Consider the following 19064-nt stretch of genomic DNA (forward strand, 5'->3'; position numbering starts at 1 on the left):
ATCCTCTACACTATTTTTGTTCCAGATTATATCGCAAGCAATATGAGTAGACTCAAAATATATAATTAAATAACTCCTAATGAAGTTTATATCATCTTCATTTCAACCCCGGCCTAACGCCGTTCCACCAGACGTGACGTCTGCTTCAAATCCTCAATCTGACCTGCGCCAATACCAAACATCACGGTACGAAGTTCAAACTCAACCTGTTCCAACCGCTCATTCAGCGCATCATCGGAAGCTACTGCGGATTCGAGCAGAGATCGACCAAAACCAGCCAGATCTGCCCCGAGCGCGAGGGCTTTAGCCGCATCCACGCCAGTGTGCAGTCCGCCGCTGCCGATCAGAGCACCAGTAGGGTTCAACGCTCGTACTTCCTGAATACACTCCGCTGTGGGAATGCCCCAGTCCGCAAAAGCTTCCGCTGCTACCCGGCGTACCGGGTTATTGTTGCGGTACTTCTCCACCTGTACCCAGCTTGTACCTCCAGCGCCAGCTACATCGATAAACGCGACACCCGCTTCATATAGGCGTTGAGCCGTCACACCATCGATGCCAAAACCTACTTCTTTCACGCCAACAGGTACGTCTAGCTCGCGACACAAGTTCTCAATCCGCTGAAATAAGCCGCCGAAGTTGGTGTTGCCTTCCGGCTGGAAAACTTCCTGCAACGTGTTCAGATGAAGCACGAGCATGTCCGCACCCGCAATATCTACAGCACGCTGGAAATCAGCCGTGGTGAAGCCATAGTTCAGCTGCACCGCGCCCAGGTTGGCAATGACCGGAATGTCCGGTGCCCAGCGCCGCACATCGAAGGTACTTGCGAGTTCCGGCTGTTCCACGGCAGCCCGGATCGAACCTACGCCCAGCGCCCAGCCTCTGGCGTTTGCTACTCGTGCGAGGCGCTCATTGATGGCGCCCGTTGTTTTGCTTCCACCCGTCATCGAACTGATGAGCAAGGGTGTACGCACCCTTTTTCCAATAAAGGAAGTCTCCAGATGCACCTCTTCAAAATCCAGCTCCGGCAGTGGGTGATGACGAAACGCATACCGCTCCATGCCGCTGGTTACCCCTTCTCCTGCCACATTCTCCTCAAGACAGAGGCGCACGTGTTCCAGCTTCCGTTCTCCCGTAGCCACTTCGGGAAGCAGCCGTTCGCCGGCTCGCTCTTGTTCATTCATGATGAGACCTCCTATGTGAGAATCGTGCGGATCGACAGGATAACCTGCCTGTTCCTAGCTTCTATGTATATACGTCTTTTTCAAAAGACAAAAACATCAATTCTATTAGCATTACCACTTAACTCTATCCAGTATAACGTTCCAAACCATCTATTGAAAGGATGCCCCGACACCAAATGTCTCACTTAAATCTCGGAGCACCACTATCTTATGCCTAATCAAAAGCACGGATCATCCGTCGCACCTTCAAAGCTGGTTAGCACAGACGATGCACACGCATATGGATCAACACAACAGATTTCACTCCATCATCCTGCACAACGAACTATATCAAAATTTCCGATGCCAACTGCTCACCAACAAGCTGTCCGGACAACGTCACAATCGGTGTGCCGCCTCCAGGATGCGTGGTTCCGCCAACGTACCAGAGTCCTTGGACATCTTTGCTTCGGTTGCCTGGTCGCATAAAGGTCTGTTTTACCGAATTGGAGGAGATGCCATAGATCGACCCTTGATGCGCCAAAGTATCCCGTTCGATATCTCGCGGCGTGTACCGGATCAGCACATCGGATTGGTTCAACCCGGTGATTCCCCGTCCTGCCAACTGTTCCAGTACAAACGCTCCATAACGTTCCGTCTGCTGCTCCCAATTCCATGAATCCGACAAGTAGGGGGCATTGACCAGAATGAATAGATTACTGGCTCCCGCCGGGGCCATGCCTGCTTCCGAATAACCGGAGTAACAGATGTAGATCGTCGGATCGTCGGGCATTTTACGGTCGCGGAAAATATGGTCAAACTCCGGTTCATACCGTTCCGGGAAGAAAACCGTATGGTGCAGTAGTGCATCATATTGTCTTCGCACACCTGCCAGCGTCACAAATCCCGAAATGGATGGCTCATACTTCCGTATACGGGCATCGCTCATCTCTTTCCGATGTTCCGGTGCGAGCAGCAGTCGATTCACGCTAAGCACATCTCCATTGGCAACCACCCGATCGGCTTCCCGGAAGCCTTGATCCGTATCCACGCCTGCCACTTTGCCATTCCGAACAACAATCTGCCGGACCTCTGTGCCGGTAATGATCTGTACACCTTTTTCCCGAGCCAGCCGGGTCATTCCTTCGATCAGTTGATAGGTTCCGCCTTTGACCCCGTAGATGCCGACTTCTGCTTCCACATGACCCATCATTGCAAAGATGGAAGGCGATTGATACGGCGATGATCCCACATAGGTCGCGTACCGTCCGAACATAGCGAGCGTATGCGGATGCTGGAAATACGAACGCAGCAACTTATCCAGCTTCACCGTTGGCCGCACGCGGAGCAGGCTGCGCAGCATCTGAAGATTGTATTTGTCAGAAGGAGACAGCAGCAACTTACCCAGAAAATGACGATTGGCTTCCGCATACAGTGCAGCAGACTCATCCATAAATGCATCATAACGAGCCGCATCCTCCGGACTGTACGCTGCGATCTGCTCCTTCATCCACCCGCGATTACCTGACAAATCTACCACTGTGCCATCTGCGAATACATTACGCGTGCGCGGCTCTAATTCATATAACTGTACGTAATCTTCCATTGCTACTCCCGCATGGTCGAAGACCGAACGAAAGGTCGATGGCATCGTGATCGTGCTCGGTCCCCGGTCAAAATGATACCCGTCCCGTTCAATCTGCTGCAGCTTGCCACCTACATGTTGCTGCCGTTCCAGAATGGTCACCTGCACACCTTGTGAAGCCAGTCGTATCGCACACGACAGACCTCCGAATCCTGCACCGATTATAATGACGTTACCTCTCAACTGTACCGCCTACCTTTCCATACATACCCCTTGCCCGAGCGGCCAGCCTGCCAGGAAGCAAGTCCGATGGCAATGACACAGGCCATGCTGACCGGTTGCAGAAGGGCAAGCCACCAGGGCTGTCCGCCAGCATGATCCGCTACTCTTTTCACAGCCATACCTAATAATGTTCCTAACAATCCATACAAAATGGACATCGAACTGCCCATCAGGAGTCCAATAATCAAGCCCAGCGGAGGCACAATATACATCAGTGTATACATCAGCATCGTACCCAGCAGCAGTACGTCTTTACGTCCCATACCTTCGTACATGTTTTTCTTGTATCCATTCCATACTTCAGCACCGTTCTGATACATACGGGTATTTGTTACGTCATGCACATCGGTCAGCATTACCGGATGACCTGCACGCTTGACTGCTTTAGCGAGACTCATATCATCCACCAGATGCGCCTGAATGGCAGCATGACCACCGGATGCTTCGTAACTGGAGCGATGAATCAGCAAAAAAGCCCCCGTAGCGGCCACAAACATCGGACTGGATGATCTGCGTATCATGAAAATGGGCAGATGACTGATGATGGTGAAGACCATCATCGGTACGACAAGCTTTTCCATCCACGTCTTCGTTACTTGATAAGGAAAACCGGTTACCAGCCCCCCGCTCTGCTCACACCCTGCTGCAAGAGTCTGCCGAATGGCACTTGGCTCGAGACGCACATCCGCATCCACAAACATAAACCATTCTCCCTTGGCCTCATGAACCAGCCTGTGACACGCATGGGATTTCCCCATCCAGCCCTCGGGAAGATCGACACCATGCAGCAGACGCACACGTGAATCCCGATCCACAATCGCTTGTACCATGGCCGCTGTCTCATCTTCAGAGCGATCATCCAGCACCAATACTTCCATCCGGAATCCCGACGTATCGCTCGCGAGCACACTTTCCAGACATCCTTCGATATGTAGTCTTTCATTTCTGGCTGGAATCAGCACCGAGACCAGTAGGTCTGGTGGTTGTATTCGGTCTGCTCGGAATGAACGCACTTTGGGCAGACAGGAGACGTTCCATAGAGCGAACAGCAACTGTATGCCCAATATGCAGGTAAGCACAATCCAGAAGACTTCAGATGCATTCATGCTAACGGTTCACCCGCTTTCGTGCCGCATCGTATTTTTCACTTGTCGAACGTACATGACGAATCAACGGAAGCGCATCTGGCAAACTTCCCTGCCCCATCCGTATAAGCTCTGATCTATGATCGTCTAACTGCTGTTCCAGCACATGGCCGAGTCTGGCGGCAATCTCTTCACTCTTCAACGCCTTCCAGTCTTCCATCACAGCCGGGCCCGCCTGCATCGATATTTCCGGTAGATCATGCTGGACCATCCCATGGCACAAGGTTACCGGTACGGCGATGGCATTCGGAGAACGACGAAGCAACAATCCGATGCCTGGACGGAACTGAATTGGTCTGGCCTCCTGATGCAATATTTCTCCTTGGGGAAAAATCCAGACCCTTTTACCTGAATCCAATAATTCACTGGTGTACTGTAGAGAGGTCCGAATACCGGACGCACTCTCCTTATTGATCGAATACGCACCCAATTTACGAAAAAAAGCATATTGCTGAAGCTGTTGCTCCTCCATCATCACATAATGATCACCCCGCGATGTCTGCCTGGCCGCATGATAGAGCAGCAGACCATCCCACCAGGAACTGTGATTCATGAAATAGATCACCGGACGGTTTGGATCAATCGGGGAGTTGTCCCGGATATCCACCTGGGGGTCCAATGACCCCGAAAGAGTGAAGGAGCGGAAGCGCCGACGCAGCAGATAATAGTGATTGTATAAGGAAAAAATCTGATTAAACGGTTTTGATTTTACGGCGCGAATCATAGATCCAGCTCCCTTCGGCAAGAAGCACACCAGCAATAGCGATGATAAAGCTACCTGTAATTCCTTCCTTTAGGGCAAGTAGACCGAACAGAAGAATAAACAGCTGGTACAACCATTTGGCACGTAGCAATGAGCTACGGTCATTAGGCATGGCCGGAAGGAAGAGGGATAAGAATGCGCCCATGATAAACCAGCTTATGTAATTGGTCCACGGAACACCGTAGAAACCACCTGGAGCTTGCCACTCCCAGAATCCTCTCGCATGTGCAACAGGGTCGAGTACCAAATCGAGTACAATTGCCCAGAACCCGGTCTTCACTGCCCGAAGCAGTTTGCCAGTCCAAGTTGAACCGCCACCACTTAACAGCGCGGAGTTACCAACCACTGCGATCCAGGCGAAACCCAGCGTAACTGGCACACTGAACAGATGAATCCCAAAGAAGTCCGAGTAAGCATACTCGCCAAAAGGCCAATGGGTATGAACCCCTACCCACTCCACGCCCATACCTCCCAGCCAGATGATCACAGAGGCTATCCAGAGTCCGGGTTTCAACCAGATGACTGACTGGTCGGACAGACCTGTCCGATTACGCCCTTGGTAGATCAGATCCAGCACATACAATGCGTAGAAGATTAGAAATAAACCATTTGAAAAAGATAATACGTCAGGCACACCGATCGTCAGCATCAAGACGGCTCCAATGACATACCACGCCCAGTAAAGCCACTGGACCATCAGGATACCGCCGTTCGGGAAGCTTGGAAGGCCAGCATCGGGTAACGTTTCACAATCGCACCCAGCATCTCCAGTTTCAATTCATCGCTAACATAGGCCCGCTTGGTATATACGTCATAGTCGTTGCGTTCAACCGCGTGTAGAATAGTGGAGTAAAAGGCTGCTGCCAGCTCGATCGAAAACGCACTTTCCGTTGGATACGTATCCAGACGATCCATGCCAATACGGAACCAGTTCAATGCTGCCGCTTTTAATTCGTGAACAATGGCAATAAAGCGTTCGTCCACGATCCCGTCTTCGAAGTCCTGCTCGGTGTAACCATGCTTCTCCATGATCTCCAGCGGAACATACCGGCGCACTCTGGCCCGATCTTCACCAACATCCCGAATAATATTGACGATCTGCATCCCTTTACCCAAAGCAATCCCGTTCACGGCTACTTCCGCGCCGTTATCATCCCGCAATACAGGCAACAACATCTCGCCTACGGTTCCCGCTACCAGATAACAATAATGCTCCAGTTCCTGCATCGTTGTATAATGCGTTACTTTAAGATCCGTGAGCTGCCCTTCCATCTGACGGAAAAATGGCCCCTTATCCAGATGAGGGAAACTGCTGAACAACCATCTCAGTGCTGGCCAGATAAAATGTCCTTCCGCGTCATCCAACTGATCAAACAAATCATGGATTTCGTGAATCGTATAGGGCGAATGTTCCGGCTCGTCTACACTGTCATCAATCATGCGGCAGAAGGCATAAATGACATATACCGCTTCCCGACGTGGACTAGGCAGCCCTCTAAAGGCCTGATAAAAAGAGGAAGAACCCTTTTGCATCAACTCTTCACACCTGCTCAAAATCGCTTCATTCATGTTCCCATCTCCTTCATGAGTTGATTGACGGCCATCCGTGCACTCTGCATCACAATCGGCACTCCGCCTCCAGGATGTACAGATGCTCCTGCGGCATATAATCCCTGTATATTGGGGAATGGTTTGGGTTGTGGTCGGTATACACCGGACTGGAACAATACTGGCGCAATACCGAAGCTTCCGCCCCCATAGAGCCCGTCTCGCTCTGCGTCAGCGGGTGTACGTACCTTTTTCCACTTGATCGCTGCACGAAGTCCCGGGAATCCCCGTTGCTCCGCTTCGTCCAGTACCCGTTCTGCCAATGCTTCGCTCTCCTGATCCCAGTCGACACCTTCGGCATCTGGTACGGGAATGAGGAAATACAATACACTCTGTCCTTGAGGCGCTGCAGTTTCATCCAATGCGACCGGATTAAATACGTAAAATGAGGACTTTGCCGGAATGCGTCGCTGATTAAAGACTTCCTGTAAACTACCTTCAAGACTCGGTGGCAGGAAGAACTGGTGTGTCGTAGCATCTTCCCAGGTTTTGTCCACGCCGACATAGAGCAATACACATCCGGAAGAGGGACGATACGGCTTTCTTTTCCGCGCTCCCTCTGGGGACTGACCAAGAAAACCCGAAAGATGGGGGAAATCTCCATTGTAGATAACTGCATCCACATTTTCTGCGCCTGCTGCCGTTTCTATACCTTCACACACACCATTTTTAATGGTGAGCCCTGTCACTTCCGAATTCAGCACGACACGTCCACCACGCGATATCAGTTCCTGTTCCAGAATGGCCGGCAATGCTGCATATCCGCCTTTGACCATCCAGATGCCATATTCATGCTCGGCGTAAGGCAAAAGAGAATAGATGCCTGGCGTCCCAAACGGTGATCCACCGATGTATAGACTTTGCAGAGAGTACGCATCAAGTAATTCCTCGTGCTGAAAATAATCGCCTACCGCTTTCCGAACACTTTTGTGGGCACGCAATCTGCCCATGAGTGACATGAGAGAAGGTGTGAAGAAATCCCTTTTGCGTGGAAAAGCCCTTTCCAGAAACGCGGCCCGTCCTGCCGGAAACAACGTGTCCATATCTTTCATGAACCGTGTGAATCCCCGGCTCTCTCCCGGGAACAAACGTTCAATCTCCGACGTCTGCTCCTCACGTGAAGTCATCTTGGTCATGACACGACCACTGTGGTAGTGCACTCTGTATAACGGATCACAGCGAAGCAGCTCAATCTTCGAACGATCTACGCCTGCCTCCTCCATGATGCCAAGTAACATCTCAGGCAGAAGCACAATGGTCGGCCCCTGATCGATCCGGTACTCCCCTTCCTGCTCATATCCAATGCGTCCGCCAACCCGGGAACCCCGTTCATACACGGTGACATCCCAACCCTGACGATTCAACAACAGTGCCGAAGTGAGTCCACCAATCCCGGCGCCTACAATAGCGGCCCGCTTCATGAATGCCCTCCGGCTTCCGCGGTCTTCACATAAGAGGATGGTTTCGAGCGTGTGCGCGCGTCCTCTTCCTGTATCAGCCTCACGCTGATCCGTGCCGATTCGAAGATCGTTGGCAACCCACTTCCCGGATGTGTTCCACCGCCCACCAGCCATACACTTTTCAACTCTTCAAACTGGTTATGTGGACGCAGATACATCATCTGACCCAAATTATGCGCCATGTTGAACGTTGCTCCGCGGTACACATCCAGTTCATTCTCCCAATCGAGTGGAGTGAACAGCATACATTCTTCAATACGGCTGCGAATGTCTGCCAGCTCAGGAATGCCTTCCATGCGTTTCATCATGGCCTCCTGCACATTCTCCCGTTCTGCATCCCAATCGATGTCTGCGGTAAGGTTAGGCGTAGGCATAAGAACATACAAAGCAGATTTTCCTTCCGGTGCCAGCGTCGAATCGAGTCTGGAAGGGTTATGAATATATAGAGATGGATCGGCAGACAGCATTTTGTGCTTTGTAATCTCATCGACGTTCAACCGGTAGTCCTCGGGAAAATAGATCGAGTGATGTGGTAGATCTACTTCACCATCCACACCCAGATACAACATTGCTGTAGAGCAGGAATACTTTTTGCGTTTCATTTTCTCAGGAGTATATTTTTTAAGCACGCCCGGTTCAAACAGATGGTTCACCGCATGAGCGAAGTCGGCGTTCACAACCACATGGTCCGCTTCAATGCGTTCACCGCTCTCAAGCAATACACCTTCTGCACGACCATTGCGAACGATGACCTGTTTCACTGGAGTGGAAGTATGTATGCGTCCTCCGTGTTCTTCCACGACATCGGCCATGGCTTGGAAGATCCGATTCACACCGCCAATGGGGTGGAACAACCCGTAGTGATGCTCAATGAACGATAGTATGGTAAAGGTGCCTGGACAATCCCAGGCAGACATGCCGAGATATTTGGATTGGAATGTAAATGCCCAGCGTAGACGCTCGTCTGTAAAATAGCGGGACAAGATCCCGTAGACCGTATTGTGGACATCAAGCTTGGGTAGAGCTGTTACCGCATCTTTGCGCAAATAGTCAGTCAGCCTGCCAAAAGGACGACGGAGCAAAGGCATGACTTTGCCAAACTTCACTTCTTCTTCTTGCATGAACCGAAGGTAATTGTCCTCATTACCCGGAAACAATTCCTTAATCTGTGCAGCTGTATCTTCCCGATTACGAGAAGGCTTGAACACCTTGTCACCAAAGTTCAGTGCATACAGCGGGGTTAGCTCTTTCATATCTACATAATCGGATAATTTGCGTCCGACCACATAGAACATCTCTTCAATCAGCTGCGGCATCATCAAAAATGTTGCACCCCGGTCGAATCGATATTCGCCCAGTTCCAGTCTGGCAGAACGCCCCCCGATGACTGGCTGTTTCTCGTACACATCTACTTCGTATCCCTGACCGGACAATAGCATCGCTGCTGCAAGCCCGCCAGGACCTGCGCCAATGACAGCTGCACGTTTGCGTTGTTGATTCGGTATCATGCCACTCACCTTTCTATGTAGGGAATTCCTATAGTTCTCTAGCCCCTAACCTATTATTAAACCGCCCAAGAACACTTTAAGCGGGTAACTAGCAAAAACATTATACAAATATAATACAAATATTATACGGCCTTGTAAACTAAAAAATGACCCGTCGGTCAAAATACTCTACTAACCCATTTATAAACACAAAAAACACCCTTTGATCACTTTCGTCAAAGGATGTCCTTTATACACTAACCTATTCATATCATTTGAGATTATGTTTAATTATTGGCCTGTCCGAACCGTACACCGGGTGGTTGCTCTGCGAGATATTCCCGTTCCATCCACGACTGCCAATCCGCAGAACTCTCCGGCATGATCCAATGTGGATAACGCGCATGCTCTGTACGCTCATAACCTTTACCTCCAAGTACAAAGCGAATATGCGGGAACTCGTTCATAATACGCTCGACGAGTTGATCACATTTTTCAAGAAGCCCTGGACTTGTAATCGACAGGCAGACCAACTTGATCTTTTGCTCCCGGATAATGGGGAAGATGCCTTCCTCTGGCGTGTTGGCACCGAGATACAGTACTTCCGCTCCATTTTTGCGCATAAAGAGAGAGAACAGCAGCAACCCCACCTGATGATGTTCCCCTTCCGGACACAACGCCAGAACTTTGGGCAGATGCGGATAGATCGGGAACAGATGGAAAAACTGATAAAAGCGCTGTGATATCAGCTGTGTCATGAAGTGTTCCTGCGCCACCGAAGCTCTGCCTTGCTCCCATGCATCTCCAACCCGAACCAGAATCGGCACCAGCACATGATAGAACATCGAGTCGTACCCGTACATGGTAAAACCAAAATCGATCAGACCATTGGCACGTTCACCCTGAAAGTTGTAGAGCGAGTCATAGATCTGATCTGCCATGCGTGAATAGGCTTCTTCCATCGTTGGCACCGGAGCCATGATCGGCGTGGGCACGGCCGCCTCGGGCGGATTTAATTTGTTTACTTTCAACATCCGTACCGCTTCCGAAATATTGGTCTGATGCAGCTCTACCTGCTCTTTTAACCAGCGCAGATCCGCAACATTCTCTTCGGTGTACATTCGATAACCCGATTCCGTCCGCTCAGGGGTGACCGCACTATACCGATTCTCCCAAGCCCGGATTGTTACCGCCCTGATACCGAGCATGGCAGCGACTTGTTTGATGGAATACACTTTATTACCCACTTTCTTTCCTATATGTGTCCATAATACACAGGTTATATCATTGGTTCCCGTCCTTGTCAGGCATATGAAAACCCCAACATTCTACAAAAATAATACACTCATTATACACAACGGTCACAGACCTGTCGATTGCATCCTGCCAATTTAGTGTTCTGCATTTTACGGATATATTTGCTCTCCTTCCGGTCTATACTGCGTCAACGTTAACATCCGTGTGGTAATAGAAGTCAGCAAGCACAGAAGGGGGAGTCCACCGTTGGTCTCATTACGCCGCCATACATCAGACCGCAAGTCTTCACGCGGCAAATTTCCATACATACGAACAGGTCTCGTCCTATTGGCACTATGGCTCATCGCCGTCATGCTCTATCAGACCTACAAACCATTACCACCTGGCATTTCCTATGAAAGTCCAGAGTATCGAGTGGATCAAGTCGAGTTCCTGCACGACCTCACTTATCCTTCCTCTGACGGACAGATGCAGCATGAACAGCAGATCTTTCAGCGCATGATGCAGATTGTGGAGGAAGCAGAACAGTTTGTCCTGGTCGATATGTTCTTGTTCAATAATTATCAACATAAGGGACAGAACTTTCCACCTGTCAGTTCCGAATTTACCGAAGCGCTGGTTGCCAAAAAAAATCAGCACCCGGACATGGACATTTGGTTCATTACAGATGAAGTAAACACCAACTATAACTCAGCACCCAATCCGTTGCTGGAACAAATGACACAAGCCGGCATTAACGTGGTCATCACCGATGTTGACCCTCTGCGTGATTCAACTCCAGTATACTCTGCGGTCTGGCGGACCTTCTTCCAATGGTTTGGTCAATCCGGAGATGGCTGGATCAAAAACCTGATGGCTACGGATGGTCCGGATGTCACTGTGCGTTCCTATCTCAAGCTGCTCAATGTGAAGGCGAATCATCGCAAGGTTGTTGTTAGTGAGAAGACGGCGATTGTCTCTTCTGGCAATATCCATGATGCGAGTGCCTACCACTCGAACATTGCTTTTGAAGTAACTGGTCCGATCATTGGGGACATTCTTAAGTCAGAGCAAGCTGTACTGGATATTTCAGGCTGCGGTCAGGTTCCGACCTACACGGCCCCTTCCACGGATTCAAACACAGGAGATCTACGCATTCGCTATTTAACTGAAGGCAAAGTGAATGACGCCGTACTCCATGAGATCAATCAAGCTGGCAAAGGTGACACCTTATGGATGGGCATGTTCTATGTGGCCTCTCCGAAAGTGTTGGAAGCCCTGCTGGAAGCCTCGAAACGAGGAACCGAGATCCGGCTAGTGCTCGATCCAAATGAGAATGCCTTTGGTCAGGAAAAGATCGGCATACCGAACCGTCCTGTCGCCGCTGAATTACATGATAAATCCGACGGTAAAATTCAGATACGCTGGTATAACACCACCAAAGAGCAGTACCACACCAAGATGATCTATATTGCCAAAGCAACCGGGGATCATATTGTCCTTGGCGGTTCAACCAACTTCACGCCCCGAAACATGAATGACTACAATCTGGAGAATGATCTATGGGTTGCTGCACCTCCAGACAATAAGTTCACGGTTGATATCGCGAATTATTTTGAGCGGATTTGGAATAATAATGATGCTGAGTTCACGTTAGACCTGGATGAATTTCAGGAGAAGACTACGTTTTTGAAAGGTATCCTATATAAGTTGCAACTGATTCTGGGTCTTACGACCTTTTGATCAGAAACCACATTCATACCTTTTATATCCGCCTGTACTCTACTGTGCAGGCGGATATTTTCATCTTGACAGGCGATGTGAAGTGTGAAAATATAATTACCTAACGACCGTTAGGAAGGTGATTGAATGACTGCACAATCCATTCGGGATGCAGCCCTGTTCCATTTTGCGAGAGATGGCTATGAGGGAGCTTCTCTGAGAGCTATTGCTGATGAAGTCGGGATTAAAAAACCGTCCATATATGCGCATTTTAGCTGCAAGGATGACTTGTTTTTACACACACTGGCCTTTGCTTTTCACGAGGTAAAACGGCACACACTGGAATATTTCCGTGATCATGCGGATCTGCCATTGGAGCAGAGGCTGAAAGGCTTGTTGATCTGGTTCGAACAAGAATACAATGCCCATGCTTCGGCTCGTTTGATGTTGCGTAATTGTTTTTACCCACCCCTTTCTCTGTATGGCGAAGTGATGGATCAGGTATATCCGTTTATCGACGGAATGGAACGCGCGCTAACTCGTCTGCTGCAACGAGCCATGCGTAATGGAGATATTCCGGCCATCCCCGCGGAACAGGCTGCCATTGCATTCATGACGTTTCTCGACGGTATTACCGTGGAGATTATCTATGGAAGTTCCCGTCGGTACAAGAGACGGTTGGAAGCATCCTGGCCTGTCTTCTGGCATGGCATTCATCATTTGAACGAAGAGGCACACAGCGTTGTGCCGGAAGGAGATTCAACAAGATGAACCGCAACTGGTTATATGTATTTATCGGTGGAATTATTGAGATTGTCTGGGTAAGCGGGCTGAAACATGCCTCGAATGCCTGGGAGTGGACTTTGACGGGGATTGCCATCGTGATCAGCTTTGGACTGATCATTGCCGCTTCCAAAAGGCTGCCTGTGGGTACGGTGTATGCCGTCTTTACGGGAATTGGTACGGCGGGTACCGTCCTGACGGAAATGGTACTGTTCGGTGAGCCATTCCGCTTGGCCAAAGTATTGCTCATTGGGCTGCTGCTCTGCGGCGTAATCGGACTGAAGCTGGTTACGGATCAGCAAGAAGCCAAAGGAGGTGCAGTATAATGGCTTGGATGGCAATTGTAGGTGCAGGGATATGTGAAATTTTCGGCGTAATCGGTATTAATGGTGCCTCCACCAAGAAAGGATGGCCATACATCGTACTTATGCTGGTGTCGTTTGTGTTCAGCTTCTCGCTGTTGTCCTACGCCATGACGTCCATTCCGATGGGCACAGCGTATGCCGTGTGGACAGGGATCGGGACGGTCGGCAGTACGATAACAGGCATGTTCCTGTTCGGTGAACGGAAAGAAGCGAAACGGATCCTGTTTATCGCGATGATTTTGGTGGCAGCGGTTGGTCTGAAACTGATCACATAACGGAACGAACTGAATTACACTCTATATCTCCGATTGCAGTACCACTTTCCGATCGCTGTTATCCCCAGATTTCTTTTATCCCCTTTGAAGAGGGATAAATCCGGTGATAAAGGCGAACACTTCGTTTCTTCAAGTTGGTTCTGCAATCTCCGTTATCGTGTAATTCTTAGCTTCCATTATGATATCTATTAAATTTAGTAATATAAAAAAGACGACTTCGATCAGGAAGTCGTCTTTTTTGGGATATGATATAAATAGGGAACCTCTCTAAACTCTATTACGTAAGAAAGGATGGTGTAATCATGAGAAAGTTATTGGTACGCATGTGTGCTTATACTGGGTATACCCTTCTGATCGGTATGGCTATCTTCTACCTAATCGCACTTATCACCATTATCATACTCGCCTTTTACGCCTTCACTGGAGAAAACTAGCCTAATCCGTTCTTGTGACTTTTATTGTACATACAGACTGCAACTTCTTACTTGTTATGCCTACTTCCTTGATTCAGCCTCATGTCACTATACAGATATCACTTCTTAACCCACTCTCATTTTCCAATTTACTCCCATTTGAATTCCTTCAACCAGATCGTTTATACTTGGTTTGACCTTAAAGTCAATTCAAGAACTCACAAGTTCCCTGATGAGGTGAATGTATCGTTAATGAACCCTATACATGATATGAATGAGAAGAAAAAACTCATCATTACTACAGCACTCAAGTTATTCTCATCCAAAGGCAGTGCTGCAACATCCATGCAAGAGATTGCAGAATTATGCGGGATGTCCAAAGGCAGCCTTTACCTCATGTTCAAATCCAAAGAGGAATTAGAAGCCAGTACTCTGGAATATTGCATGTACACACTAATGGACGAGATGACACAGATTGAGCATGAAACCAGCCTCACCTCGCGAGAACGTCTGCACAAGCAGATCGAGACACTGCTCATCCATGTTGCCGAACTCAAGGAGTTTTTGCGAGTACAGATGCGCAGCATGATGATGGATGATGAACAGCAACGCAAGGAACAATGCCATCCGCTGCAAAGAGATCTGGAGGTTCGTACCTTACATTGGTTTAAGGATAAGCTGGAGGAGCAGTACGGATCGGAGATTGAACCTTATACGATTGACCTTATTTTGCTGACACAGGGGCTGTTCCTCTCCTACGTAAAAATCTGGTTTACGGAGATGCCGTCCCTTACTGTTACCAAAATGGCAACAAATTTACTGCAAATGATGGACTATGCAGCGCACGGATTCCTTAAGCAGCGACCTTTGCCTTTGATTCCTTTGGAGGACTGGCCTGCCTGGATTACCGAACCCCATCCAGATTCCACGGTGATGCGGCATCCTATTCATATTATCAAGCAAATGCAGGATATTGCTGCCTCCGAATTGCCTACTGGACAACCAAAGAATGATGCACTTGAGACCATTGCCATTCTGAGGCAGGAGATGATGGAATTCACACCGCGGCGTGCCATTATTCTGGGCATGATGCACAATCTGGAGAACGTAACTGCCATTAAACCTTTGCACTCCGAGCTTCAGCATATTCTGGATGCCATGTATAGCCGGTTCATCCAAGCTGACTCGTCACACACATAAACAGGAGAAACAGAGAGGAGAAGAAACCATCGTATGAAAGGTATTATTAATTTTTCACTGAACAACAAGTTTGCGATTTGGATTCTGACGATTATCATCTCTTTCGCAGGTTTGTACAGCGGATTGACGATGAAACAAGAGACAATTCCGAACATCAACGTACCGTTTCTGAATGTCACTGCCATTGATCCGGGGGCTGCACCGGAGGGAATTGTTGAGGATGTCACGAAGCCGCTGGAAGTAAAACTACGCAATGTAGATGGCGTGAAGACGGTGACCTCCACTTCCATGGAGAACGCAGCATCGATCACACTCGAATTTGATTATGGAACAGATCTGACCAACGCGACGGCAACCGTTCGTGAGGCACTGAATGAAGTCCAACTGCCTGACAGCGTGCAGAAGCCGACCATTTCCAAGTTCAGCATTAACTCTTTCCCGGTTGTATCTCTGAGCTTGTCCGACAAAGACGGCGGCGACCTGGAACAATTGACAAGACTGGTTGAATCGGATATTCAGCCTGCACTTGAAGATATTGACGGTGTAGCTCAAGTTCAGGTTTCCGGTCAATATGTGAAAGAAGTTCAATTGAAGTTTGACCAAGCTAAAATGTCCGAGCTGGGCCTCACTGAAGATACGGTAAACGGTATCGTTCAAGGTTCATCCATTCGTGTGCCCCTTGGACTGTTCGAACTGGATAAATCCCAGAAGGCCGTTGTCGTAGATGGAAACATCATCGACATCGATGATCTGAAAAACCTTGCCATTCCAGTCGTACCCGGCGGTGCTGGGGCTTCTACAGGTAATGGTTCAAACTCAGCCCCACAAGGCTCTGGAGCACCAACTGATGAAGCTGGTCAAGGTACGGCTCCTGGCTCTGCACAAGGAACAGACCAGGCTGCGGGCCAAGCCGCTGGCGGTAATGCCAGTGTAGGTAGCCCATCGGGCGCTGCCAACGCGCCTGGCATTCCAACTGTAAAACTAAGTGAAATTGCCAAGATCGAAGTCATCGGTCAAGCGGAATCCATTTCCCGGACAGACGGCAAGGAATCGATCGGTATTTCCGTTGTAAAATCCAACGATGCCAACACGGTTGATGTCGTTAACGCAGTCAAAGACAAAGCGGAAGAATTGCAGACGCAGTTCAAAAATGCTGATTTGACTGTACTGCTTGACCAAGGTAAGCCGATTCAGGACTCGGTGAACACGATGTTGGGCAAAGCCGTTTTTGGCGCCTTGTTTGCCATCCTGATCATCCTGCTGTTCTTGCGTAATATCCGTTCAACTATTATTTCCATTATCTCGATCCCGCTCTCCTTGCTCATGGCATTGACTGCGCTCAATATGATGGATATTACCTTGAACATGATGACGCTGGGTGCCATGACCGTTGCCATCGGACGGGTTGTCGATGACTCCATCGTTGTTATCGAGAACATCTACCGCAGATTAACACTCAAAGGCGAGAAACTGAAAGGCCGTGAACTGGTTCGCGAAGCAACGCGCGAGATGTTTGTGCCAATCCTTTCTTCCACCATCGTAACGATTGCGGTATTCCTGCCACTGGCATTGGTAAGCGGTATGGTGGGTGAGCTGTTCCTGCCATTTGCACTGACCATGGTATTCGCCTTGCTGGCATCCCTGATCGTTGCCATTACTATCGTGCCAATGCTTGCGCATACCCTGTTCCGTAAAGGGTTGAAGAACAAGCAGAATCACGAAGAAAAACCAGGCAAGATGGCGGAAGGTTACAAACGCCTGCTGAACTGGACCCTGTCACATAAACTCATCACGGTTGGTGGCGCTGTATTGCTGTTAGTCGGCAGTTTGTTCCTGTACCCGTTCATCGGTGCAAGCTTCTTGCCAGAACAACAGGATAAATACGTGACCATTACGTACAGTCCACAAACCGGAGCTTTGCGTGAAGATGTCGAAAAAGAAGCACTCGTTGCCGAGAAGTGGTTGCTGGAACAACCAGGTCTGGAGAAAATGCAATATTCCATCGGCGGCACGAACCCACTGAGCAGTATGGGTGGCGGTGGTGGAAACTCGGCTCTCTTCTATATTGAATATAACGAAGATACGAAAGACTTTACTCAAGTGAAAGAACAACTTGTCGAAGGTCTGAAGAAGGAAGTTACCGTAGGAACCTGGAATGAGCTCGACATGTCCGGCGGTCTGGGTGGCAGTGGTCTGAGCCTCTCCATCTATGGCGATAATGTAGAGCAACTCAAACCTGTATCAGATGAAATTCTGAAACTGGTTGAGGCAGATACGGATAATTTTGAAAAAGCAGATACATCACTCGCTGACACCTACGGGCAGTATACGCTCGTGGCAGATCAGGAGAAATTAAGTTCCCTGGGCCTCACTGCAGGCCAACTGGCTATGACGCTGAGCCCGGCACGGGAACGTCCTGTGCTCACGGAAGTCGATATCGATAACAAAACGTATAAAGTTTATGTAGAGACAGACAACAAAACATTCAGCAGTATTGATGAGATTGAGGATGAAACCGTCACTTCACCGCTTGGCATCGAAGTACCGATCAAAGATGTTGCCAAAGTGGAAGAAGGTACGTCCCCGAACTCCATCATGCAAATTGATGGTAAGGTTGTCGTGCAAGTCACAGCCAACATCCTGGCTTCGGATGTACAAAAAGCTTCGAGCAACTTACAGGCTGAGATCGACAAGCTGGATCTGCCTGATGGCGTTGAAGTGAAGTTTGGTGGTACAACCGAACAGATTAATGATACCTTTACTCAACTTGGTCTTGCCATGCTGGCGGCCATCGCCATTGTATACTTCGTGCTCGTTGTTACATTCGGCGGCGGATTGGCACCATTCGCAATCCTGTTCTCCCTGCCATTTACGGTCATTGGTATTATGGTAGGTCTGTTCATCGCTGGTGGTACGCTTGACGTCTCGGCCATGATGGGTGGACTGATGCTCATCGGAATCGTGGTCACCAACGCCATCGTGTTGATCGACCGTGTTATTCACAAGGAAAAAGAGGGTATGCCTACCCGTGAAGCCTTGCTGGAAGCCGGTGCAACTCGTCTGCGTCCAATTCTGATGACTGCTCTCGCAACTATCGGTGCCCTGTTGCCACTGGTAACAGGTCTCGAAGAGAGTGCCGGTATCATCTCCAAAGGACTCGGAATTACCGTAATCGGTGGTCTGATCAGCTCCACGCTGCTCACGCTGGTTATCGTACCGATTGTGTATGAGTTCCTGATGAAATTTAAAAAGAAAAGAATCGAAGATTAAGAAGTAGAGGGTCGTTCTCATGTAACGGTTCGAGTCCAACTTAAATGTAGACTATACTATCTAACTTCTCGCCTCTTAGCGCATATTGGAATGATTGAATTCCGATGTGATGCTAAGGGGCTTTTTTTCATGTAAATTCACACGATATATAGACTGTCATATAAATACTGCATTTTAATTAAAATCACAAAAAGAATAGTTGTGTTTGTCATTTGAAACAAATGAACGTGAGATTTTAGCCCATCTGCTGTAAATCAACTTATAATATGGATTAATTATGTAAGTCGACGGATTCCAGACTTCAGATAGA

The 19064-nt window shown here is 48.9% G+C and carries 16 protein-coding genes; 7 read left to right on the top strand and 9 right to left on the bottom strand.

Annotation, left to right across the window (positions count from 1 at the left end):
- Nucleotides 1–113: 113 nt before the first annotated feature.
- The 9 genes from fni to HF638_RS08320 all read right to left on the bottom strand — a co-directional run bounded on the left by fni (nucleotide 114) and on the right by HF638_RS08320 (nucleotide 10725).
- On the bottom strand, nucleotides 114–1181 hold the full coding sequence (gene fni / locus HF638_RS08280) for a type 2 isopentenyl-diphosphate Delta-isomerase (protein ID WP_169479788.1): 1068 nt from the start codon (nucleotides 1179–1181) through the stop codon (nucleotides 114–116).
- Between the two features lie 325 nt (nucleotides 1182–1506).
- Complete coding sequence (locus HF638_RS08285) at nucleotides 1507–2988, bottom strand: phytoene desaturase family protein (protein WP_169479789.1); 1482 nt, start codon at nucleotides 2986–2988, stop codon at nucleotides 1507–1509.
- Nucleotides 2985–4133 carry a glycosyltransferase family 2 protein gene (locus HF638_RS08290; RefSeq protein WP_169479790.1) on the bottom strand — a complete coding sequence of 383 codons (1149 nt, stop codon included), beginning with the start codon at nucleotides 4131–4133 and terminating at the stop codon, nucleotides 2985–2987. Before HF638_RS08290 ends, HF638_RS08285 begins: the two co-directional genes overlap by 4 nt.
- 1 nt (nucleotide 4134) lies before the next feature.
- Nucleotides 4135–4896, bottom strand: a complete 762-nt coding sequence (locus HF638_RS08295; RefSeq protein WP_169479791.1) for a lysophospholipid acyltransferase family protein — start codon at nucleotides 4894–4896, stop codon at nucleotides 4135–4137.
- Nucleotides 4865–5632, bottom strand: coding sequence for a carotenoid biosynthesis protein (locus HF638_RS08300; RefSeq protein WP_169479792.1), 768 nt, complete (start codon nucleotides 5630–5632; stop codon nucleotides 4865–4867). The genes HF638_RS08295 and HF638_RS08300 overlap by 32 nt, the downstream gene beginning before the upstream one ends.
- Nucleotides 5632–6504: a phytoene/squalene synthase family protein gene (locus HF638_RS08305; protein ID WP_169479793.1), complete on the bottom strand. Its 873-nt coding sequence runs from the start codon at nucleotides 6502–6504 to the stop codon at nucleotides 5632–5634. Before HF638_RS08305 ends, HF638_RS08300 begins: the two co-directional genes overlap by 1 nt.
- The gene (locus tag HF638_RS08310; RefSeq protein WP_169479794.1) at nucleotides 6501–7964 is read right to left on the bottom strand and encodes a phytoene desaturase family protein; all 1464 of its coding nucleotides are present in this window, start codon (nucleotides 7962–7964) and stop codon (nucleotides 6501–6503) included. The genes HF638_RS08305 and HF638_RS08310 overlap by 4 nt, the downstream gene beginning before the upstream one ends.
- The gene (locus HF638_RS08315; protein ID WP_169479795.1) at nucleotides 7961–9511 is read right to left on the bottom strand and encodes a phytoene desaturase family protein; all 1551 of its coding nucleotides are present in this window, start codon (nucleotides 9509–9511) and stop codon (nucleotides 7961–7963) included. The genes HF638_RS08310 and HF638_RS08315 overlap by 4 nt, the downstream gene beginning before the upstream one ends.
- A gap of 266 nt (nucleotides 9512–9777) precedes the next feature.
- Nucleotides 9778–10725 carry a MerR family transcriptional regulator gene (locus HF638_RS08320; protein ID WP_169479796.1) on the bottom strand — a complete coding sequence of 316 codons (948 nt, stop codon included), beginning with the start codon at nucleotides 10723–10725 and terminating at the stop codon, nucleotides 9778–9780.
- Nucleotides 10726–10993: 268 nt separating this feature from the next.
- Between HF638_RS08320 and HF638_RS08325 the strand changes: the two genes are divergently transcribed.
- From HF638_RS08325 to HF638_RS08350, 7 genes are all read left to right on the top strand, one after another.
- Entirely contained in the window at nucleotides 10994–12469 is a 1476-nt protein-coding gene (locus HF638_RS08325; protein ID WP_169479797.1) for a phospholipase D family protein, read from the top strand.
- Nucleotides 12470–12595: 126 nt separating this feature from the next.
- Nucleotides 12596–13219, top strand: coding sequence for a TetR/AcrR family transcriptional regulator (locus HF638_RS08330; protein WP_169479798.1), 624 nt, complete (start codon nucleotides 12596–12598; stop codon nucleotides 13217–13219).
- Entirely contained in the window at nucleotides 13216–13557 is a 342-nt protein-coding gene (locus HF638_RS08335; RefSeq protein ID WP_017691902.1) for a DMT family transporter, read from the top strand. Before HF638_RS08330 ends, HF638_RS08335 begins: the two co-directional genes overlap by 4 nt.
- Nucleotides 13557–13871, top strand: a complete 315-nt coding sequence (locus HF638_RS08340) for a DMT family transporter (RefSeq protein WP_169479799.1) — start codon at nucleotides 13557–13559, stop codon at nucleotides 13869–13871. The genes HF638_RS08335 and HF638_RS08340 overlap by 1 nt, the downstream gene beginning before the upstream one ends.
- 302 nt (nucleotides 13872–14173) lie before the next feature.
- Nucleotides 14174–14305, top strand: coding sequence for a hypothetical protein (locus HF638_RS28785; protein ID WP_282435648.1), 132 nt, complete (start codon nucleotides 14174–14176; stop codon nucleotides 14303–14305).
- A gap of 231 nt (nucleotides 14306–14536) precedes the next feature.
- A complete protein-coding gene (locus HF638_RS08345; protein WP_169479800.1) occupies nucleotides 14537–15484 on the top strand; it encodes a TetR/AcrR family transcriptional regulator in 948 nt (315 codons plus the stop codon).
- A 33-nt stretch (nucleotides 15485–15517) separates the two neighbouring features.
- Nucleotides 15518–18754 (top strand): efflux RND transporter permease subunit, encoded by a 3237-nt coding sequence (locus HF638_RS08350; protein WP_169479801.1) that lies wholly within the window; start codon nucleotides 15518–15520, stop codon nucleotides 18752–18754.
- Nucleotides 18755–19064 lie beyond the last annotated feature (310 nt).

The organism is Paenibacillus sp. SZ31 (assembly GCF_012912005.1).
Lineage (GTDB): Bacteria > Bacillota > Bacilli > Paenibacillales > Paenibacillaceae > Paenibacillus.